We start from the raw sequence: 20305 nt of genomic DNA, 5'->3' as shown, positions 1-20305 counted from the left end.
CTAAAACGGGCAAGCAACTTTGTATGTCAGAATCTTCTAATTACTCAGTAGGACGTTTCAGAAGATTGGAATATCCAAGGGTTAGATCAAATTGTGCGACCCTTCAATTTTGCGCACCACATCGTTCTTGCTATAGGCGACCGCGTATTGCGCCACGTACTCGGTCACGCCGCTCTCGCCGCTGCGCGGGACAATCCGCACATCAGCCCAGAAGCCATTGATCTGTACGTCGCGCCAGGCGTCAGGGTCGCCGGACAGTTGGGTGATCGCCACCTGCTGGGTGGCGTCCAGGTCCTTGCCGACGATGATGGTACCGTTGAAGCGCGCCAGGTTCACCGCCTCGATCACCTGCCCCAGCACCATGCCACGCCCGTCGTTGTTGGCCGGGATCTTGCCGACCGACAGTTGCAGGCTGAGCAGCCTGGCGGTCAGAAATGCCTTGAACCACTGCTCATTGGCGTGGACGTTCATGTCCAGCGGCGCCGTGGCGTCACCCAGCAGATAGCCGCGTTGGAAGAATGCGATTTTCTGCCCGGCGTTGGCGGTTTCGCCGTAGTAGTTCACCCGTAGCCCGTCCAGCAGGTTGGCCAGTTGGTTGCTGCTGACCTCCGGCGTCATGCCGGGTACCTGCCGGTACATGTAGTTCACCGTCGCGTTGCGGCGCTGGTAATTGGTCGCGGCCATGATCGCGGCCGGGATGGCTTCCTTGTACTGATTGGCAATGCCGCTGAGGATCAGACCCGTAGACGGGAAGCTGCGCAACGCAGCATGCCAGGCCTCGGCATTGGTCTCGTTAACCGCCACCAGCAGCATGTATTTGACGTTGAGGGCCGCGTTGTATTGCGCCAGCGGTACTGCCTGCTCGATGTTCAACACCGGGAAGCTCAGCGAACCGAACGAGTCGGTGATGTTTTCCACGGCCTGCAAGGCTTCCAGCGGGGTCTGTCCAAGACTGCCCGGCGACCTGATGGTCAGGGCATTGCCCCAGCCCAGAAGTTGCGCCAACTCGTCCTTGGCATCGATGCCCACCGCTGCCTGTTCAGCCACACCACCGGTCAAGGTAAAGATGGCTGCAACGGCATCATAGGTGACCGTCGCATCGGCCCACTGCTTGCCCCCGGCCGCGTGTGCACGGACAGCGCCCTGTACCGCCGAGGCAATCTCGGCAAAGGTCTTGGCGGCTGACAGATCAATCCCGCCCAGAGTCGCAACCGTCCCGCCCAGCGTGAGGTGCAAAGAGCCGTCTTTGACGCGGTTGAAAGCCGTCACCGTGTTACCCGTTTTCACCCCGTAGATCCGTGGTGGCCGGGCCACATCGGCATAAGCGGCAAAGCGGATCTTTTGCGCCTGGCTGGCCGGTGCCGGGCTGATGTAGCCAAAGTACTGATTGGCAAAGGTCGCCTCTGGGCTGCCCGCGCCAAAGTAGGCATCGGCATCGCCTTTGCCCATGCTGATCACCGCGTCGAGTGGCACTCGCGGGTCGCTGGTAAAACGCAGGCCCACCAGCTCGCGCTGGGCGACCGATTGACCGCCGGCCACGCCGGAGGTGATCTGGATGTAACGATCAATGGAAATGGTCATGGTGACCTCATACCCGAGTGAATGCGTGCTCGAACGCCTCTATCGAAGGCGTTCGCTGTGTCAGGGTTCGTTTGTGCGTCAGGGTGATGTCGAACGACGGCGTGGCCTCGTTGCGGCCTTGGTCGTTCTCGATGAACAGGGTGCGAATGGCCGTGACCCGCTCAACCCCTGCCCCGCCTCGTCGCAACGCGGTAATGGCCGACGCCGAAACCAGCAGCATGGCGGCCAGCCCGGTGATGTCCTGAGCGGTCAGCACCGAGGCGTCCTGCAGGTTGGCTTCGGCAAAGCCGCCAACCTGGAAGGTCGAACGCACGAGCTGGGTTTCGCTATGGATCTGCTCGCCGCTGGCCGGGTCATAGCGATCCTTACGGTATTGCCAGCCATACCCAGGTTCGGCCAGCGGGAAGAAGTACAAACCTTTGGGTTCACGCCCCTGCCCCGTGGGTTGGTAGCCGTTGATCACCGGCACATCATTGATGCCTTGGGCCAGCAGGCCGTCCAGCAGGGTCTTGCGCAACAGCGCCTTGAGCTGGTTTTCAGTCATGGCACCGGTCCTGTGTCGACCACCAGCACACCCTGCCAACCGGCTTGCGCTATCCAGTCCAGGTCGTTGACCACTTCATGGCGGCGACCAGCAAAGTCCAGCAGGTCCGGTGACTCACCGCGTTCAGTCCCTTTGAGCGGCACCGTTCCATAGAACAGGCAGTAGCGGCGGGCCAGGTCCAGACCCAGCGCCTGATAACGAGTGCGGTCCACCGCTTGCAAGCTGCCTGATACTGGCTTTGGCGGCTCATAGAGGGTGATCCATTGCCCTTGGTCGTTCTGTCGACGGCCATTGGCCTGATGCCAAACCAGCTCTTGAGTGCCGATCACGCCCAAAGCCAGGCCAAGAATGTTCAGGTCGGCAATCATCGGTCCACCACATCGCTGTTGACTGACTGGATCAGCAGGCCGGTGTCGACCAGCGGTTTGGTCGACACACCTGACAGATTGTTGCGGTCGTCGGCCGCTCTTGGGCCAGTGAAACGGGCATCACGCGCCGCCTGCCCCACAGCACGACCACCGGGTGTGAAGTCCGGAGAGTTCCTGCGCTTGCGCAACAGCAAGGTGATCGGCGACAGCTCTGGCGAGGTGATGCGGCTGATGGTCAGGCGAACATCCCCCGCTGCCAACATGCCGAACTGCTGCAGCATCGCGGTGGCGTCGATCCGCCCATTGATCACCGCCTGCATGCCTTTCTTGAGGGTGTCTTGCCAAGCGCTGCGCTGCTCTTCAATGGTCGGGCGCATGAACGGTCGGGCGTGCTGCGGGTGGAACTCCTGGATGGTCGCCACATGAGCCACCGAAGTGCCGTCCGGGTATTTACTGTGCTCGAAGAAACCCACACGGGCCTGCTTGCTGGCAATCTCGGCCAAAGCCCGGCGCAGTGCCTCGCTGCCGGCCGTATTCGGGGTCACCGTCGCCATCGGCCACCTCCGGGAAACACACCGCCGACCGCACGAAACGCCGCCCGCTCTGAACGACCACCGACGTATAAGCCACCGGCAGTACAGGCCTTGAGCAGCGCCTGCAACTGCTGACCATGGCCGGTCAGGCTCAACCAGTAGCCCCACATATCACGGCTGGGTGGCGGCGCAAGGCTGACCGAGACTTTATCCACGCCAGCCCCGGTGACCTGGCCCACCACCCCGCCCGCTTGTGCCTTCTGCTGCAACTCCAGCAAATGAGCCACCATCAGGCGCAACTGCTGCTCGGAACAGGCGCACCCGTGGTCAGCCAGAAAGCCCCGGCCATCGTCAGCCGCTGCCAACACCTGCTGGTCATCCAGATGAGCGAACTGCGGGAAGCGAAGACGAAACCCCTCAAGGCTGAACATCAGCGGGCCTGCTTGCGTTCGATCCGGCCAGTGGTCGGCGCCTCGCCTTCGGCAAAGTCCTGGTCAACCAACGGGGCCGAAGCATCGCGGCCCTGCATCGAGGCTGCCACCTGGTCAGGATCGGCCTTGGCCTGGGACACAGAGATATGGCCGTTCTGCTCATGCATGCGGAACACCGGATTGCGGCGCAGCTCGGCCAACTGCTCGGCGGTAACCTCAGTGACCATGCCCAGCGGCGTGATGAAGTGGTTATTGGCGACGTTGGCTTTGCCAGCGATGAAAATCGCCTGATCCTTCTGCGGCACGCCGCCGGCCAGTTCGGTATAGGTGGTGTAGCTTTGGTCGTTGCTCAGGGTGGAATAGACGTAGATGGGCATACAGGTTGTCCTGTGCTTAAGAGGAAAAAGTCATTCAGGAAATAGAGCTGCAAGCACTTGCACTTGCTGGGTGTCGTGTTGACACAATTTATTGAGGTGAGTACCGTGCCCGCAGTCGCTGCAAATTCAGCGATACAGGATTGGCGTCCTGTTAAGTACAGGCGGACACAACCGCCGCTCACGAGCGGTTTTTTTGTGTCTGCAGCATGGCTTCACCTGTTATGGGCGGGCCGTGTGTGGGAGCCTTCGGGCTCACCGGTTCCTGTACCCGGCACGCCAACCCGCACGGTTCCGCTCACCCATATTGGCGTATGGGCGCGGTTATGACTGAGGTACAGGAGATCCAACATGCAAGCAGCACACGTCATTCCGTTTCAGTTTGAATCTCAAGAAGTCCGCACTTGCATCATCCGTGAACAACCCTGGTTTGCGGCGCAAGATATCCTCCGCTCGTTGGGCTACACAGAAAGCTACAAGCCTGCTCGTGCAACAGCTCATGTCCCTGAGCAATGGAAGGATGTGCATCGGTTGCACACCCCTGGCGGCCCCCAGAAACTGCTGATGCTTTCCGAGCAGGGCATGTATTTCTTTCTGGGGCGCTCTGACAAGCCAAAAGCGCTGCCAATACAGATGTGGGTTGCAGGTGAAGTTCTGCCAGCCATCCGCAAACATGGCCGCTACGAAGACACTGACAACCGCATGGCCACCCTACTCGGCCAGACCATCGGAACTGACGGTTTCCATATGCTCGGCGCATTGATCAAAGGCAAGGTGTCGTCGCTACCGGTACCGGTACAACGTCGGGCCAAAGCCAAGATCTGGTCACAGACCCATGCCGCCTTTGGCGTGCGCTCGGCAGCCGACATCCCTGCCGACCAACTCGATGCAGCGCGCAACTTCATTGCCGCTTATGCGCTGGAAGGTGAATGGTTGCCCAAACCGGACCGCCTTGAAATCGAGGCCGGCCCCACTCGCCGCTATCTGGTGAGTTTCAACGATGCAGGTGAACGGCAGATCAAACCGGTGCCGCTTGACGCTTTCGTCATGACTCATCAGCAGTTCATCAAGGGCCTGCTCACACCGGGCGACATGATGGTGAGTACGGAAGAGCTGATCGAGGTTGCCATGGCTGCCCTCGGTCACCTCAAAGCGCGCTCTGGTTTTCAGTCAGACGCCCTTCCCGGCCTGTGACAGCGAAACGACTCACAACCCGGTGTACCGCCGCACCGCCCACGGCCGCTTGAAGGTCACTCCGGCCGTGGCGTTGCTGAAATCTTCGACCTGGCCCTTGGCGCGCTTCTCGACACCGATCACCTGGAAGCGCGACGGCACGACCTGCGCCACCACCCGACCGTCATCGGTGCTGCTGTCCTGCACGGCGTCGGCCATCAGGTAAGCGGCGTTGGCACCGCCGTTCGCACCTGCCAGTTCGGGCACTTCGACGATGCGCATGCCGGGGTAGGTCTTGGTGAGCCACTCCTGCACCGAGTTGCCGAAGTCCGACGTCACGCCCAGGTATTCACCATGGCCCAGCGGGATGGCCAGGGTCATGAGGGTCTTGTTGTTGATGTGGCCACCGCCCGACACCACCAGATCAGCCACCATGCGGCGAATATCGGCGGTCAGTTGCAGGTAGTTCTTGTCCGCCCATGCGGCAGAGGCTGGTGAGCCGCCGTTGGTGGGCAGGCTGATATAGGCCGGCAGCACCGGGTCATTCAGGTAACCGTAAGTGCGGGTCTCCGGCGCGTTGTAGCCGTAGAAGCCCACCCGGTTGCGCGAGATGTCCAGCGACTCAGTGGCCGCACTGCGCTTCTCGGCTTCGGCGTTGATATTGGCCTTGGCTGCGCGCAACGCTTCCAGAGTGGTAACCACAAAGCCCTGTTCGAAGCGCACCACGGTACGCCGCACATAGCCGCTTTTGTAGTTGGCCAGCGGAATGTTGGTGGTATCGCCATACAACGCAGCCTTGCCGGTCGCCTCCATGGTGCCCTGGATGACTTCTTCGTCTTCCCAGGCACCGGCAGTCAGCACACCACACAGCTCGTCGATCATGCGCACCTGGGTGATCTGCTTGACCAGACCCGGCAGCCAGACTTGCAGGAACTGCGCGGGCGTACCGGCACCGCCAATCGCCGGGCCGATCAGCGCCGAATCCATGGCCAGGCCATCCAGGCCAATGCCGATCTGACTCAATTGAGCATAGTGCCGGGCGTGTTCGGGTTTGATCACCAACGGGCCGCGCCGCGCCAGCTCTCGCCCGCTGATGTAATTGCTTTCAGGGGTTCGCACGGGGCGCCTCCTTAATTGGTGAGTTTGACGAACGCCAGCGACGGCGTGTCGTTCGAAGCGTTGCAGCGGTCGACCATGCAGTTGGGCACTCGCGCCCGACCGGCACCGGGATCGGTCGGGTCTGCCGTCCAGTCCAGCTCGCCAGTGGCCAGGTCGTACACCACGGCCACACCGATGGTCGCGCCGGGGCTGGCAAGGGCCACGGTGACAAAGCCCATTTCCGCGAACTCCGCCTGGGCGCCGTTGGGCAGGGTCATGCTGTCGGCCAGGGTGTCGCCCGGCACGCCGTACAGCACATGGGTTTTCGGCAAGATGAGAATGCCGCCAAAAGGACCTTCGCCACCGGCTTGCAGGGTCTGCCGGGCGGTGTCGGCGTAGGTGAAGGCGCGTCCGATAACGTTGTGCGCCGGATCAGCGCTGTCCAGTTGCCCGGCGCGGGCGCGAAACGGGCCGTCGTGGGAAATATCTCCCACCACGCCGGAAATCAGATCGGCCTTCACCGAAGATGGAAATGCCATGTGCTTACTCCCAGCCAGCGAGCAGATTCACGCCGGCATTGTCATGGGTGATGGTCGAGTGTTTATGCGCCGGTACGCGGCCATGCAGCCAGGCATCGAGCGCAATGCGTTCGGTGCCCTTGCGCGCCGGGATGCCGAGTTTCTTCACCCCGTAGGCCGCCACCGCATGGGTGGTCATGCGGCTGTGATCAAAAGTGCCGACAAACCCGGACAGCTTGCTGGCCAAGGCGTCGCGTTCAGCAATGCTGGTGAGCAGCGCCGCATCCATGCCACGGGCGTTCTTCTCCAGACGACCCAAACGCTTGCTGATGCCGTCCAGCGCCTTGAGCACCGCCTTGTCGGCGGCTTCCAGCTCAGGGTCGTCATCCGTAGTCGGCTCATCGTCCTGAGCCAGGTCGTCGTCCAGTGCCGGTTCGTCATCCGCGACTGGCTCGTCGTCGGCAGCCGGTTCATCGTCAAGTACAGGTTCGTCATCAGCCACAGGGTCTGTCGGTGCCAGACCGACTTCAGCCAGCAAGGCATTGGCTTCAGCCTGGCTGGCCAACAGGGGTTTGAGTTGTTCGAGCAGCGCCTTGATCTGCGCCAGGGTATCCCCGTTATCCGGGTTGTCAGTTGCTACAGCCATGGGTAATAGCTCCGCTGAATCAATGGTGATGGTGAGGTGGTCTTGCACGGCGACGTCCGGGCCGGTGCGCCCTTCACTGACCAGTGCCAGGTGGTTGCCACGGATGTGGCGCTGAACGGCGTCATAGGGCTGGCCCTCGAACACGCCGGGGGTGAAGTCGTAGCGGCAGCGGTAACCGGGCGACAGCTCGATCTTGCCGGCCTCAATCAGCCCCTTGGCGGCTTCGGAAACGATCTTGATATTGCCCAGCAGGTACGGGGCTGCGAAGTACACCTGCTCACCGATCATGCCCTGTACGCCTTTGCGCTCAGCAGGCAGACCACCTTCCTGCTCGGCACCAAGAAAGTCGTGCTCATCGATGAAGGGCAGCAGGCGAAACGAGGCAATACACGCTGGGTCGGACAACTCTTCGGCAGGCCGGTAAACCTGATAGATCCGCTCCGGCTCAGGCGCGCCGATCTCGCTGCCCAGATAGGGAAACACCCCGACCTTGCTCAGCGGGTTATCGCGGACCTCCAGCCAGCCATTCAGGTCGGTGGTGCGCTTGGATTGCGGTACAGGCATGGCAGACGCTCAAGAAAAAGCCCACCGAGGTGGGCTGGATGGATCATTCGCCGAAGTTGATCACCGGCCGCAGGGTGCAACGGCAGTTGGGTAACTGCCCTGGCAAGCCTCGCTCGCCGGTGCGTTCGTCAATCACCGGCAGGTCGTCAAAGCTGAACACTTGGCCATGCAACTCGACATGCAGCTTGCGCGGTTCGGCGCCACCACCGGAGTGAATCCATTCGAACTCGCGGATGCCGGTGGACTGCATGCGTGCCGAGTTCATTGCCGTGGTGACCTTGCGGGTCTGATCCTCGGCAATGAACCGGGCGCGGCGCTGGGTGATGCCTTCCTGTTGGCTCAGGGTTTCCACGACGTCCTGCAGGCCGTTGCCACCGGGCTGGATCGAACGCAACACCGCGCTCTCGATCCGGGCGTGAAACTCTGCCGGAATGGACTTGATCAGCGCCACGTTGCTGGCGGTGGCCGCTTGCATCTGGTCATACAGAGCGCCGGGCATCTTCGGAGTGGTAAGGGTGATGCCGCCAGACAGGTCACGCAGTGAGGTGTTCAGGCTGCTGGTGCTGGCTTTATCAATCTGGCCAAACAGGTTGTCGGTCAGGGTGCGCGCATTGCTGCTGAACAGCCGCTGGAACCGTGACTTGAGCCCGGTCAGCGCCCGCTTGGCCAAGGTGGCCGGCGAAGCATCCTGCGTGACCGGGCCAGCCGCCAAGGCGGATTTCAGCTCGGCCCGGTAAGCCTTGAGCATCTGGCCGATCAGCCGCTGTAGCGCCGCGTCATAACGGGCTGCCGGGGCTGCCGGATAGGCCAGCTTGCTGCCCTTGACCGTCGCCCTCTGCCGCTGCGCCACCCAGCGCTGACGCTTGCGGGTCAGTTTCGCCAGCATCGATCAGTTCCTCGCTCAGGCCGTAGTAATCGGAATCCTTGTCGGCCGCGACCCGGCGGCGGATATCAAGGCCGTCCACGGCACCGGCATCGAACAGGATCTTGTCGGTCTCGGCCTTGGTCTTGTTGATCGTCGCCCACACCTCGGCTTTGGGACTGTCCAGCGGCCGCCAGTCGACACTGGTCGGCGCCGGCTCAATACCCAGCCGTGGCGCGATATCGGAACGCATCACCAACGCGTGGTGACGCTCCAGCATTGAGGTCAGGTCGTTGGCCTGGATGCTTTCCAGCTCCTCGCGGTAGCTGGCTTCCTCATATTCACCCGTGGCGTTGAACCCCTTGGGCGTGGTGCCCAGCAGCTTGGTGGCCGGCACGTTGGCAATCGCCGCCACCAACTGGTACTGGCTCATGATCACCGCATCCAGATCAGCCAGGCTGGTGTCGCTCTGGGTCACCGTGTCATCCGGGCCGATGGTCCAGATGCCATAGTTGTCACGGTTCTCGATCACGCCTTGCAGCACCTGGGCGATCTTATCCGGGTTACTCAATGCCGCATCCGGAACCTTGAAGGTGGTCAGGCGCTTGGTCATGGCCAGTTGCGGCGCTTCGTTGGCCGTGCGTTCAGCGGCATACACCCGCTCGTAAATCCGCTGCGGCACGCTGATACCGCCGTAGAGATAGGCCGGTTTGAGCATGTCGACCACCGGATGCGGCACGTAAATGGCCAGGTGCGAACGGTGGTAACGCTGGTTGCCGATCCGGTAGTAGGTCGGCTCGTAGAACATCAGATTGGCCGGATCAGCCAGCGCGGCGGCATCCAGCTCGGGCGTGATCCAATACGGATCAATTTGGCTGATGCCCTGATAACTGCCCGCCGTCACCCCGTCGAGGTTGAACGGTTTCTCGTAATACTCGGGGTCGGTGCTGCGCACCTTGAACAGCGCATGGCGCACGCCGAACACCCGGCCCATCCGAATGAACTCGCGCATCGAGGCGTTGATACCCCGGCGCTTGTCGATCTTCTTCAACAAGGCGATGGCTTCGGCATTGCTGCCGTTGATCTCGTAGCCATGGCGAATGGCGTCCCGGCCGGTCATGGCACAGGCCTTGTCCACCAGCCAATGCTGAGCGATCAGGGCACAGGCACCAAAGCCGATAAACCCCTGCGCCGCATACCAGGCCAACTGTGCATCAGGCACACTGGTCGCCGACATGCCCAGCTTCAGCGCCGAAGCACTGTCCATGGCCACACCGCTGGCGGTCGGCAAGGTAAAGGCCTGGGCCATGACCTGCTGCGATGATGGCCGTTGCACCAGTGGCCCCAGGTCAGTGGAAAACACTGTTGCGGGCGGCCGGGGCTCAGGTGGGCGGGCTTTGCGAGTGAAAGGCCACATGCGGCTCCCCTAACTGAAAATGCTGCGTCGGGCCTTCATGACCGGCTCCAGCGCATAACGGATGGCATCGATGTAGTGGTTGTGGGCATCAACGATGTCAGGCAGAACGTCGCCGGATAGCCGGTCGACCTTGTGGGTGTACTTCTTCATTTCGCTCTGGACCTCGGTACAGCGCGTATGCACCACGATCTCGTCGTAGCTCTTCATGTGCGCTATACCGTCTTCCACGCTGCCCTTGCCCTTGTCACAGGCCACGATCAGCGGCAGGTGGGCGCGCTGGCCGTGGGGGTCGCGGCGTTTGAGGTAGCTGATGGATTCAGGCCGGGCGTTGTCGGCGCGCAGCGCATAGCGCTCGATGCCCGGAATCCCCTGCACCAGGTAGTCGGCAGTGTCGTCCAGCTCCAACCCGACCTTGCCCGCCTCATACTCGATGTGCAGGCGCCGGTTGTAGATCCAGCAGCGCACTCCGGCGGTGGGATCGTTGGCAAAGCCAAAGTCCAGGCCGTGATACGGGCCATCCCAATCGGCACCGGGCGTGAAGGTGTCCATGCGCCATTTGCCGAGGAAGATGGTGGCCTTGCTCTGCTTGAGGTAGGCGCCTTCCCAGATATGGCTGTAGGTCTCGGGGTCGAGGGTGCGTTGCTGGTGGTGGCGCTGCTCTTCAAGCACCGGGGTGAACCACGGGTTATCCGTGTAGTTCATCTCGACGATGGCAGTGCGCGGTGGTGTGTTCTGCCTGAAGCGCTGGTCCACCGGGCTGTTTTCCAGCCGGGGGTTCCAGATGACCCAGATCTCCGACTTCGGCGCACGAATGGTCGGCTCCAGCGCCTGCCAGGACGCCTCGGGAATGTCCTCGGCTTCCTCGACGATGCACAGATCAATCTGCGCCAGGGACTTGATCGAGCCGATGTTATGACGTAGCCCCTTGAACAGGAACTCGGTGCCGTTGAAGCCGCGCAGGTAATCGACACCCACATCATACGCCGCCGCCAGCCACGGTTCAGAGGCGATGGCGTTCTTCAGCTCAGCGTGGAACGACTCCTTGATCGAATCCTGCAGTTCACGGGTACAGAGGATGCGCAGAGGTTCGATCACACCCCAGATGGCGGCCATCTTGGCAAAGTTGAACGACTTGCCCGACCCTCGCCCACCGTACGCCGCCCGGTAACGCATCGCGCCCCGTGGTGCGGCGAACACCGGCAGCAGCCTGGGCGGTAACTCAATGCGTGCCGTCGACATTCGGCACCACCAGTTCAATACGCGTTGGCAGCGGCGTCATCGTCCCGTCTGTGCTGCTGTGATCCACCGACTGATGCGCCTTGCCATAACCCCGGTCGAGGATCTCTTTCGAAGCCGCGACCCGCGCTGCGGGCGGTGCCTCACCATCGCGGAGAATCTCCACCAGGGCGGTGATGGCTTCCTCGCCGTAGCTCTGGGCAATCACCTTGATATCCGCCGTAACCTTGTTGCGCCCACCCTTCGGACGGCCAGCGCCTGGACGCTTTCCGCCAGCAGTCATTTTGAAATCCTTTGATATTTTTTCAAAAGCCGAAAATAGAAAACCCCGCACGGGGCGGGGTTCATGGGGTGGAGCAACGTGGCCTAAGCGGCGGCCTTCAGACTCTGTTTGTAGCGCCAGCGGTAGACGATCTCTCTGGCAACCATCAGCGAGCCGCCAATGCATAGCCCGGCACCGATGGCAATATTGCCGTCTGGCCGGATGAACTGCAGCGCCCCCCAGAATGAACCAGCAAAACCAATCATCACGCTTGTGACAAAAAGCCATCGCGAAGCAGCGCGCTTGGGAAATCCTTTACTCATTAAAAGTGCTCCAGAAAGTTAACGAGCAGGATTCTAATGATCGAGCCACTTTATTAAAAACGTCGTCGCATAAAAAATATTACCAATTGAAAATTATCAATAGAAAATGTTTATTTAAACATCAAGGGATAGCCGATATCTGACGCTTAATCTCGTCGTGAATAATTTTCGCTGTCCATAAAGTCTGAGTAGTATCAGTTCCTGCCTGTAATTTACCGGCGTCACCATTACCAGGGGCTGCGGGAATGGTTGGCTTGTTGCTCAGGTCGACGTAGCTACCGGAGAAATTGGACGTGCCTGCACCGATGGCAGCTCGTGCAGCAGGCTGGTCGGCGCTGGTGAGCACACTCTTACCCGTCGCAGACGCGTCAGTGATATCGGCGGACGATATCGGTCCACTGCCGCCTCCACCATCAGGCGTACCTTTGACGATGGCTTGCACCAACTGGAACGTCTTGTGGGTCTGCTGAAGCGTGATGCAGATGGGGTTGCCGTAAGGTTGCCAGCCATCTGAGATTTTTGCCGTCATTTTATCCTGCAGTTCATCTGCATGATCAGCAAATACAGTTTCATAATGGGTGTAAGACATCGAGCTCCCCTGAAAATAAATCTCACTTAAAATTTAAAGAACTGATTTGTGCTGCCGAGAAACAGCACATCACAGCCAGTGCTACGAGGGAGCGAACCACATGCGCATTAGCAACCCACAACCGGAAACGCAGACATCAACTGACAAGGTGATGCTAGACATTGTCTACGTCACAGAAAATAAATACACCGCAGCAGCAGCCCAGAAATCCGATGGTAAATCTGGCCAAGATTTCGTCATGGTTGGAAGAGAGCCGCTCACTGCCACAAGTCTTGTAAGCGCGAGCCCGCTCAGCTTGATAGCGAGTACATCCCCCCTACTCTTTCCGATAGGTCTACTAGCTAATGCCATTAGCAGCAGTCCATCAATAGGATCAATGCTTAAGAGTAAGTCAGATACAAATACCGATGAAGTCGACTCTGCTCAGTTAGAGCTAGCTGCTTATGTTGCGTACCACTCAATGACAAAAAATGATGCTAAAAGCAGAGGGTATCGTTTCCAGCCTGGACACCCTGTTGTGGGCAAAGCCTACAGGCGCCATCCTCTTGCCGATTATCCAAACACTGAAACCGGGGACCTGTACATACCCAGCGATAGCTATGACGCGATATTGCTTGAGGAGCGAGAGTCTGAACTACTGAAACTTTTGGTTGATCTTGGCGCGACTAAAATCACTATCACCAAGAGGACATCAAACAATCAGCACAATTCCACCGCAGCCGGCCTAAAGGTCGATGCCGGTATTGCGGGCGGAGGTGGCTTGAGTGGCGCTTATGACTCTCAGCAGAACACAAACTCTCTCGACGTTCGAGAGTTTTCACTGTCAGGGAAGCGCTGGCAAGAGGGACACGCGCTGAATAAGAACAATTATTTCTGGCTGTCTTATGAGCCGTCTTGGAAAGCAGTCGTATTCGCCCGTGAAAATGGTGGGTGTCTAACCGCTTCATTGGAAATCAAAGAGTCCACTTCCTTCTCAACGGACAAGGGCATCGAACTATCCGTCAAAGCCAAAATGGCGGAAGTCACCGGCAGCGTGAAGATCTCCAACTCCGGCGATGAAGAGAAAATCTATCTTGTACGTGCTGAGTTTTCACCGCTGATTGCTGGTAATCAAACCACCCCCAATGGCCAAACGGATCTCAGCGTAACCACCTCATGAGTTGGTATCGTTGGGCAGCTTAACGTGAGCGATCCGCTCCACCCAACCGGCGACCTTACGCACACCGAAATAACCAATCCACACGCCTGCCGCGAGGGCCAGGTTGTGTGGTAACTCGAAGTGCTCAAGCACAGGTATCAGCCCCAAGGTCATCAGCATGCACATTGGGGCTTCCAGCAGCGCCTGGCAAAGCGTACCCCCACGGCGCATCACGCCCAGGAAGGCCATGACCAGAGTAATGAGTGCGGCATAGATGATCGGGGCATGGTCATGCAGCCAGGCAAGCACCAATGCCCAGGTCTGTGGTTTATCAGGCATCAGGGACATTCCGAGTTCTCCCGTATGCGGGAGAGAAAATAAAAAAGCCCCGGCGGCTGCCGAGGCTTTGATGACGCTGGCCTTGTATCAGGACCAGACTTCAGATTGATTGGCGCGCTTTTCCTGCATGGTCAAATCTCCCCAATACCGCCTGGGGTTGCCGCACATAAAACAGGAACAGGGCTTGCCGTGATGAGCGAATCGCCCGGCAGCAGCGGGATCGGTGCAGCGCCATTCGTGATCGCGAGTGCGCTGGATACGGTGATACTTGGCTTTCATGCGCCACTCATGGTGACGCCGTTCGGATCGTTCCATAGGGTTCTCCAATGGCTAGATCCGAAAAAGCCCCGGCAGCGTGAGCTGGCGAGGCTTTTAAAGGTCAATTCTCAACATACGCAGGAATGACAGAATGGAGATATATTCGGCAATGCGGCAAAGCCTGTCAAGCGGCCATTGGTTCAAACAGCTCTTGCCGTTCAAGTAACCCAAGCGCCGCAGTGATTGCCTCATCCAGTACACCATTCAACGCCTCATGGATTCGTGATCGCCAATAGCGCCGCGTGCGCTCCGGCGTGCCTTGGTTATTGTCCCAGCGATTCATGTCGTAGATATCCGCCTGCAGGATGGCCGACGAGCGTTTGCCCTGCAGACCGGGCTTCTGTGGCTCAGCCCATGTCAGCACCGCATAAAACTTGAAGTGTGGGTGGGCATGGCTGGCTATCACCTTTCCCAGCCGTTTGATCGCCTGGCCACGCTCGGCGGCATCGAGCGTGTAACGGGCAATCAGCGCATCCCAATATCGAGGCACCAGGTGCTGGTGCAGATAGCGCCGGTACTCACAGTCCAATTCAAAGCGTTCTTGCCGGCTCATGCCGCCGTAGCCTGCACATCCTTGATCCGCATCCACCCAGCCGGCCGAGGCCGTCTTGCCTTCTGAGCCGGCCAGCAGAATCCTGACCAGTATTGATACCCTGTTCATGCTGCCCCCTTGAGGTGTTTGATGTGTGCTTGAAATTCAGCCTTCAGAACCTTCAATTCATCGATGCTGTAATGCTTGGGTTCGTGCGGTCCTTCCAGCCAGGCCAGTCGCTTGGCGCCGATGCGTAGCAGAAGGTTGAGGCGGTAATTCACAAGATCACCGGACTTGTAGCGGTTACAGGGCACGCATTGTTTGTGGCAGTTCAACGGCTCGAAGCGCAGCGCCGGGTTGCTGCCCACCGTCCGGTAATGGCCGGCGTCATATTTGCCTTCGTGATGACGGCTACAGCTGATGCACGGCAGCTCCGCATCACGCAGGCGCACCCACTGGTTGAATACCGCCTGGGTTTCTTTCAGGTAGTCCGCACGGCTTTTGAGCCTGGCCTTGCAAGCCCTGATGGTTCGACGTTCTCGCTGGGCAATCGCCAGACGCTCTTTTTCTCGCCGGGCTTGTGCCCAGATCAATGCGCAGGCAGGACCGCAGACGATCTGTAACGACCTGAGCGTCTCGAAACGCAGCCGACATGCCGGGTTCTTGCAGGTCTTGCTGAACGGTTTTTGGCGAGCGAGTGTCATGCGGCAGCATCCCATTGCATTGGCACATCGTTCCTGGCCTGCCCCCAGACCACTGCACGTTCGGCGCCGAAGGCGTAGATGCATTCGATGACGTCGCCCAGCTCGGCCACGCTCATGCGTCGGGTGCTGACGCCCAGCATCACCACGCCGCCATTGATGCCTTGGGCAATGCGCACGTCCTGACGTGCCGCAGCTGTCATCAGCGCCTTCCAGTCCTCAGCGTCCAGGTGCTGCATGACGCCATTCACCGGCCATTGCACCTGTCTGGACAAATCGCCCAGCATGCTCCAGAGCTTGGCGTTCTGCTCCAGGGTGCGACGGGATTTGACCGGCCGCACGATGACCTCAATGGCACCGCTCAACGCCAGCTCAGTGGCAAACAGGTACGCCAGCTTGAATACCTCACGTACCCGCTTGGGACCGGCGGACCAGAAATGGCGAGGCTTGAAGATAATCTCACCCATGGTTTTGCTCCTTACAACGCGCCGCAAGCGCCTGGCGGACCTTGCGCTTGCGCAGATAGAAATACACACGCTCGGCCTGGGCCTTTTTGAGGCGACCACGCTCGCGCCGTGCCTTGGCGGCCTCAACGCTTGCCCGGACCTCAGCCCATTTCTCGCGGATGTGTGGTGATGGCTCGACAACGGAGCCGGTGAGTAGCCCGGCAATGGCCTGGCCGTCCTGGGTGATGGGGACCAGTTGCAGATCCGCGAGATAGCGGGTACCGGCCTCCTGGCTGATCAACTGCGCACGCACAGCGGCCTCGACGGCCTGTACACGACGACCCGCATCAAACCCCAGCGACACGCCCCATCGGGCCGGCTGCGCGGCCGCACGGGCCAAGGTGACCAGACGCTCGTAGGCGCTGATGAACGCCATCCGTGCCCCGATCCGGTCGCCTGCGGCCATCACCGGTCGAGCCGCGACCAGTGCCTGACGAATCTCGTCAGTCAACACCACCGTCTCACCTTCGTCATATGCCGTCAGGGCGATGGCCCAGGCCTCGTCCTTGCCGGGGCGGCCATCACAGCCATGAATCCGTTGCAGGATGGCGGCTAGGGTTAGCCGGCCAGTCAGCTCCCGGCGGCAGGCACGCAATGCGCCCTGAATCGCAGCGGGCTGGTATTCGGCAAGATCGCCCGCCATCAGCCGCGCCGCGTTGGCGCTGATGGTCTGCCCCAAGGCTTCAGCCGTGGCGCAGATGGCGGCAGATAACTGAGCGATTTCGTCACAGGAAAGCATTGGGTTGGCCCTCCCCGGCCCGGATCGCCTCGGCAGCCGTCTGGGCAGCGTTGAAGTTGGCCTGAGTCTGCTCAAGCTGACGCGCCGTGGTCGCATTCATCTGCCGGTTGGTCGCCCATTGGGTGCGATACGCCTCGCACCTGGCCAGCAGCAGGCCAAGATCGTGACAACTGCGGATCAGGTAGCTGTCGTTGATCCAGACGAAATACTCCGCCACCGGCACGGCCTCCTCCCCGAGACGCTTGCGCAGCTCGACCACCTGACGGCTGATCTTGGCATTGCGCACCGGGGCAGTTGCGTAGCGTTGCTCGTAGGCGGCAGCGTACGCCGACCAGATCCTGCGGCAGGCCTCTTGCCTGATCTGCTCCGCCTCGTCCCTTGGCTTGGCGGCGCGCTTCGGCCTGGCCGGAGCGAGCTGCACCACTGTCGTAGTCTCCTGTGTAATCTCCTGTGTAGTCTCTTGTGTATTCTTTGTAATAGTTGTCTTGTCCAAGACGCACCGGCTGTCCTTGGGTAGAAGCACCGGTTGTTCTTGGGTAAGAGAACTGGTTGGTACTACCGAAAGAACACTTGTCCTGTCTACCGAACGCGGACTTGCAGGTCTTTGGTAAGCGACACTGCCGCCCTTGGCTGCTCTGCAACCCGCATGGGTCGGCTGCAGGTTCTCGAAGTGATGAGCGCCACCCGCAGCCAACGGTTGAATGTGATCGAACGACAGGTGCATGCCTGTGTTACCTGGCCCGCGCTCAATCGGCTTTGCACAGCAGCCACAGATCAATCCGTCGCGCCTGAGCACATCGGCATAGCTCACAAACTCGCAAGGCACACCGGCCCTTTTGGCGCGCATCAGCCCAGCCTTGGACAATTGCCCCAGCTTGGGGGTGTACAGCTCGAAAAGCTGATTAAGGGTAATGGCCGGAACGTCCCCTTCAAGCGCTGCGAAGAGAGCCGCCTCGTCAACGCGGTAAAACATCTTCGCCGGTATGCCTTTGCGCTGCTCTTCCAGGACACCCAGCGCCTTGAGGCTCTTGCGCGAGTCTCGCACCTCATCTGCTGCGAGCCCCACCTCGGCCAGCCACTCGTTTTCAGTCTTGTAGAACCAGCCGTCGTCAGTCCTTTCGGTCCAATACACCGCCTGCGACAGGAACTGCGCGGCGGCGGCACTCAGTCCCAAAACGCGCCTGAATGCGGGGTAGACAGCCACCGCACCACCGGCCAATTCCGTGAGTTGCATCCTCAACCGCCCTTTGCTAATCGCATGTAGCGCTGCCATAATCTGTTCCGTTCTATGTCGTTCAAGAAATAGCCGCCCTGCCAGGCGGCTTTTTTGTGCCCGCCAGGCCCTACCGAAGAGGGCGAGGCTGATGGGCACTGATTGGGGTGTACGGCAGTACTCATGACGCTGTGGGATTTCCGCGCATGCGCGGCTTTTTCAAGCGGCCTTCAGCGATTCACGCAACACCTGCAACGCCTCGATGGCCTCATCGATAGCCCGATTGCACTGCGCCTGTTCGTGCCGGGTGATCGTGTGATCCTGCAATGCATCGAACACCAGGCGCGTCACGTCACCCGACTCTGCCGCCAGATGGGCGAGAGCCTGAATCACTGGCCGAGGTACAGGCCGCTCACGCGGTACCAGCTCATAACCGAAGTCATCCGCCAGGGTCGCCAGCGGTCTTATGTCGTTGGTGTGCAGCAAAATTCCGTACAGGTGGTTGATCGTCAGCCGGTGAGCGTCGTTGTCCGGATTGGCCCGCTGCAGCAAGTTCACATGGGGCAATCCCATCCTGGCCGCCAGCCGTTTGGGTTCGCTGTCCAGCACCGCGCAGTGACAAGCGCGCAAAAAACTTTCCATTCGTAAAACCTCGTTGCTTTTTCTGTAGGGGCTGCCCTCACCGAAGCGGATAATCCGTCCGTTCCCGATGCAGAGGCGCCCTGTTGAACCGTCTGGTTCGCTTGTTTCAGCGCTGTACTCCCTCACTGCTGTGGATGACAGGTCAGCCGGTAGCCAGCACCTGGGTTGGGCGAATGCAAAGCTCCCGGGCGGTCACTGCGCCACCGGTGAGTTCTTCAGCCCGAAATGCCTTGTCGGCGCCCATAAAGTGAATGCCGGCCACCCAGTACGAAACGGCCGCCTGGGAAACGCCGAGCGCTAACGCTGTCTTGGTTTGCCCGCCGAAGAAGTCGACAAGCCTTTCGATAGGGGTCATTAACGAGCCTCCTGATAAGCCTACTTATACTCTATTTAGAAGAAGGCTTATTTGCAAGACCATAAGTGAACTTATAAATTCTTAACCATGACCACACTCGCCCAACGCATGAAGCTTGCCCGCAAGCACGCCGACCTGACTCAAAAGACCCTGGCTGAAAAAGCCGGTGTCGAGCAGCCTGTGATATCGCAGCTTGAGACGGGCAAAAACCTGCAGAGCGCCCACTTGGCGAAGTTCGCCCATGTCTGTGGCGTCAGCGCGATCTGGCTTTCCGATGGCATCGAGCCGATGATCGTCGACAGCCAGGCGAAGACGGACGCCAACGTGAAGATGGCCCTCCAGCCCCAGCAGACCTACCGCTACCCGGTGATCAGTTGGGTATCGGCCGGCGCCTGGGCAGAAGCCGTACAGCCCTACCCTGACGGTTTTTCCGACCGCTACGAAATCTCCGACTACAACGCCAAAGGTCCAGCGTTCTGGCTGGAAGTCAAAGGCGACTCGATGACCGCGCCTGCCGGTGTTTCAGTGCCCGAGGGCATGATGATCCTGGTGGACACAGAAGCTGAAGTCCTGCCAGGCAAGCTGGTCATCGCCAGGCTGCGCAACAGCGACCAGGCCACATTCAAGAAATTGGTGGTCGACGGCGGAATCCGTTACCTCAAGCCGCTGAACCCGGACTACAAAATGGTGGAGTGCGGCGAAGACTGTCGGATTATCGGTGTCGCGGTCAGGATGACTGGCAAGCTGTAAGCCCCTGCCAGCGCTCAAAATCCAGCCGATAGCTGAACAAAGCTTCCAGCGCCACCCCAGCGCAAAAATCAGACGTTTCCTACAACAGCCATAACCAACGAACCCCTAAAATACTGTTTTTATATACAGTAAAGGAGTGCATTCGTTGGGTATGGTCCCTTCCCCATCAGCCTACGACCGGATCGGTTTCCGGATACAGCGAATCATCACCCATCCCAGCGCACAAAAAGTCCAGAGCGCAACGGTGAGTCGATGTCCTGGCGAACCTGAACCAGAGTGGTCTCGCCTGGTGCATGACCTCCAGTCTGTTGAGGGCATCCACGTCCATTGCCACGACGACGGCAGCGTCACCATCGGCTGGGAAGCCTACTGCGACACCTGAACCAGAGCCCGCCACGTGCGGGCTTTTTCTCGCCTGCGTGATTTTTTATAAGCATGCTTATTGACAGCCAAAGATAAGCAACCTTATATTCTACTCATCGCGACGTCACAACCGCGATGGGCAAAGCGCCCACACAGGACTGGTGAAGCCGCCAGATAGTCAGGGGTCAGC

28 protein-coding genes are annotated in these 20305 nt (G+C 59.8%); 5 read left to right on the top strand and 23 right to left on the bottom strand.

From position 1 onward, the window contains the following. Positions 1-81: 81 nt before the first annotated feature. Genes NJC38_RS02265 through NJC38_RS02240 form a run of 6 tightly spaced genes read right to left on the bottom strand, consistent with a single transcriptional unit; the run spans position 82 to position 3834 of the window. A complete protein-coding gene (locus tag NJC38_RS02265; protein WP_253110977.1) occupies positions 82-1581 on the bottom strand; it encodes a DUF3383 domain-containing protein in 1500 nt (499 codons plus the stop codon). Positions 1582-1588: 7 nt separating this feature from the next. After that, positions 1589-2125: a hypothetical protein gene (locus NJC38_RS02260; protein ID WP_253110974.1), complete on the bottom strand. Its 537-nt coding sequence runs from the start codon at positions 2123-2125 to the stop codon at positions 1589-1591. Then, complete coding sequence (locus NJC38_RS02255) at positions 2122-2493, bottom strand: hypothetical protein (RefSeq protein WP_253110971.1); 372 nt, start codon at positions 2491-2493, stop codon at positions 2122-2124. The genes NJC38_RS02260 and NJC38_RS02255 overlap by 4 nt, the downstream gene beginning before the upstream one ends. Then, entirely contained in the window at positions 2490-3047 is a 558-nt protein-coding gene (locus NJC38_RS02250; RefSeq protein WP_253110968.1) for a hypothetical protein, read from the bottom strand. The genes NJC38_RS02255 and NJC38_RS02250 overlap by 4 nt, the downstream gene beginning before the upstream one ends. Next, positions 3035-3457, bottom strand: a complete 423-nt coding sequence (locus tag NJC38_RS02245) for a DUF4054 domain-containing protein (protein WP_253110965.1) — start codon at positions 3455-3457, stop codon at positions 3035-3037. Before NJC38_RS02245 ends, NJC38_RS02250 begins: the two co-directional genes overlap by 13 nt. Beyond that, positions 3457-3834 (bottom strand): hypothetical protein, encoded by a 378-nt coding sequence (locus NJC38_RS02240; protein WP_253110963.1) that lies wholly within the window; start codon positions 3832-3834, stop codon positions 3457-3459. The genes NJC38_RS02245 and NJC38_RS02240 overlap by 1 nt, the downstream gene beginning before the upstream one ends. A gap of 348 nt (positions 3835-4182) precedes the next feature. Between NJC38_RS02240 and NJC38_RS02235 the strand changes: the two genes are divergently transcribed. Then, a complete protein-coding gene (locus NJC38_RS02235) occupies positions 4183-5025 on the top strand; it encodes a BRO family protein (RefSeq protein WP_253110960.1) in 843 nt (280 codons plus the stop codon). Positions 5026-5037: 12 nt separating this feature from the next. On the opposite strand, the gene NJC38_RS02230 is transcribed toward NJC38_RS02235, so the two are convergent. The 9 genes from NJC38_RS02230 to NJC38_RS02190 all read right to left on the bottom strand — a co-directional run bounded on the left by NJC38_RS02230 (position 5038) and on the right by NJC38_RS02190 (position 12519). Next, the gene (locus NJC38_RS02230; RefSeq protein WP_253110959.1) at positions 5038-6123 is read right to left on the bottom strand and encodes a major capsid family protein; all 1086 of its coding nucleotides are present in this window, start codon (positions 6121-6123) and stop codon (positions 5038-5040) included. Between the two features lie 11 nt (positions 6124-6134). Beyond that, positions 6135-6641: a hypothetical protein gene (locus tag NJC38_RS02225; RefSeq protein WP_253110958.1), complete on the bottom strand. Its 507-nt coding sequence runs from the start codon at positions 6639-6641 to the stop codon at positions 6135-6137. 4 nt (positions 6642-6645) lie between these two features. Beyond that, positions 6646-7830, bottom strand: coding sequence for a DUF2213 domain-containing protein (locus NJC38_RS02220; RefSeq protein WP_253110957.1), 1185 nt, complete (start codon positions 7828-7830; stop codon positions 6646-6648). A gap of 43 nt (positions 7831-7873) precedes the next feature. Further along, entirely contained in the window at positions 7874-8716 is an 843-nt protein-coding gene (locus NJC38_RS02215; protein WP_253110955.1) for a phage minor head protein, read from the bottom strand. Continuing rightward, positions 8607-10109 (bottom strand): DUF1073 domain-containing protein, encoded by a 1503-nt coding sequence (locus NJC38_RS02210; protein WP_253110945.1) that lies wholly within the window; start codon positions 10107-10109, stop codon positions 8607-8609. The genes NJC38_RS02215 and NJC38_RS02210 overlap by 110 nt, the downstream gene beginning before the upstream one ends. A gap of 9 nt (positions 10110-10118) precedes the next feature. Continuing rightward, positions 10119-11348, bottom strand: coding sequence for a PBSX family phage terminase large subunit (locus tag NJC38_RS02205; protein WP_253110943.1), 1230 nt, complete (start codon positions 11346-11348; stop codon positions 10119-10121). Beyond that, a complete protein-coding gene (locus NJC38_RS02200) occupies positions 11329-11628 on the bottom strand; it encodes a hypothetical protein (protein ID WP_253110941.1) in 300 nt (99 codons plus the stop codon). The genes NJC38_RS02205 and NJC38_RS02200 overlap by 20 nt, the downstream gene beginning before the upstream one ends. An 83-nt stretch (positions 11629-11711) precedes the next feature. Beyond that, complete coding sequence (locus tag NJC38_RS02195) at positions 11712-11930, bottom strand: hypothetical protein (protein ID WP_253110938.1); 219 nt, start codon at positions 11928-11930, stop codon at positions 11712-11714. 121 nt (positions 11931-12051) lie between these two features. Further along, positions 12052-12519: a DUF1737 domain-containing protein gene (locus NJC38_RS02190; protein WP_253110937.1), complete on the bottom strand. Its 468-nt coding sequence runs from the start codon at positions 12517-12519 to the stop codon at positions 12052-12054. A 100-nt stretch (positions 12520-12619) separates the two neighbouring features. Here NJC38_RS02190 and NJC38_RS02185 point away from each other — a divergent pair, with 100 nt between their 5' ends. Next, positions 12620-13678 (top strand): hypothetical protein, encoded by a 1059-nt coding sequence (locus tag NJC38_RS02185; protein WP_253110928.1) that lies wholly within the window; start codon positions 12620-12622, stop codon positions 13676-13678. On the opposite strand, the gene NJC38_RS02180 is transcribed toward NJC38_RS02185, so the two are convergent. After that, positions 13673-14005, bottom strand: coding sequence for a phage holin, lambda family (locus NJC38_RS02180; RefSeq protein WP_253110926.1), 333 nt, complete (start codon positions 14003-14005; stop codon positions 13673-13675). The two genes, NJC38_RS02185 and NJC38_RS02180, sit on opposite strands and share 6 nt — an antisense overlap. A 183-nt stretch (positions 14006-14188) precedes the next feature. Here NJC38_RS02180 and NJC38_RS02175 point away from each other — a divergent pair, with 183 nt between their 5' ends. Then, positions 14189-14401 (top strand): hypothetical protein, encoded by a 213-nt coding sequence (locus NJC38_RS02175; protein ID WP_253110924.1) that lies wholly within the window; start codon positions 14189-14191, stop codon positions 14399-14401. A 37-nt stretch (positions 14402-14438) separates the two neighbouring features. On the opposite strand, the gene NJC38_RS02170 is transcribed toward NJC38_RS02175, so the two are convergent. The 7 genes from NJC38_RS02170 to NJC38_RS02140 form a co-directional block, all read right to left on the bottom strand. Next, positions 14439-14975, bottom strand: a complete 537-nt coding sequence (locus NJC38_RS02170) for a hypothetical protein (RefSeq protein WP_253110922.1) — start codon at positions 14973-14975, stop codon at positions 14439-14441. Then, positions 14972-15550 carry a recombination protein NinG gene (locus tag NJC38_RS02165; protein ID WP_253110920.1) on the bottom strand — a complete coding sequence of 193 codons (579 nt, stop codon included), beginning with the start codon at positions 15548-15550 and terminating at the stop codon, positions 14972-14974. Before NJC38_RS02165 ends, NJC38_RS02170 begins: the two co-directional genes overlap by 4 nt. Then, positions 15547-16014 (bottom strand): recombination protein NinB, encoded by a 468-nt coding sequence (locus NJC38_RS02160; protein WP_253110918.1) that lies wholly within the window; start codon positions 16012-16014, stop codon positions 15547-15549. Before NJC38_RS02160 ends, NJC38_RS02165 begins: the two co-directional genes overlap by 4 nt. Further along, positions 16007-16792 carry a hypothetical protein gene (locus tag NJC38_RS02155; RefSeq protein ID WP_253110917.1) on the bottom strand — a complete coding sequence of 262 codons (786 nt, stop codon included), beginning with the start codon at positions 16790-16792 and terminating at the stop codon, positions 16007-16009. Before NJC38_RS02155 ends, NJC38_RS02160 begins: the two co-directional genes overlap by 8 nt. Then, positions 16779-18026, bottom strand: a complete 1248-nt coding sequence (locus NJC38_RS02150) for an HNH endonuclease signature motif containing protein (RefSeq protein ID WP_253110915.1) — start codon at positions 18024-18026, stop codon at positions 16779-16781. The genes NJC38_RS02155 and NJC38_RS02150 overlap by 14 nt, the downstream gene beginning before the upstream one ends. Before the next feature lie 198 nt (positions 18027-18224). Then, entirely contained in the window at positions 18225-18647 is a 423-nt protein-coding gene (locus NJC38_RS02145; RefSeq protein ID WP_253110912.1) for a phage regulatory CII family protein, read from the bottom strand. Between the two features lie 142 nt (positions 18648-18789). Continuing rightward, entirely contained in the window at positions 18790-19002 is a 213-nt protein-coding gene (locus NJC38_RS02140; RefSeq protein WP_253110909.1) for a Cro/CI family transcriptional regulator, read from the bottom strand. A gap of 87 nt (positions 19003-19089) precedes the next feature. Between NJC38_RS02140 and NJC38_RS02135 the strand changes: the two genes are divergently transcribed. Next, positions 19090-19752: a S24 family peptidase gene (locus NJC38_RS02135; RefSeq protein WP_253110906.1), complete on the top strand. Its 663-nt coding sequence runs from the start codon at positions 19090-19092 to the stop codon at positions 19750-19752. A 151-nt stretch (positions 19753-19903) separates the two neighbouring features. Further along, positions 19904-20134 carry a DUF1654 domain-containing protein gene (locus NJC38_RS29130; RefSeq protein ID WP_257107173.1) on the top strand — a complete coding sequence of 77 codons (231 nt, stop codon included), beginning with the start codon at positions 19904-19906 and terminating at the stop codon, positions 20132-20134. Positions 20135-20305 lie beyond the last annotated feature (171 nt).

Source organism: Pseudomonas sp. 21LCFQ010 (assembly GCF_024129905.1).
GTDB lineage: Bacteria > Pseudomonadota > Gammaproteobacteria > Pseudomonadales > Pseudomonadaceae > Aquipseudomonas.
This window is presented reverse-complemented; position numbering and strand designations above follow the sequence as displayed.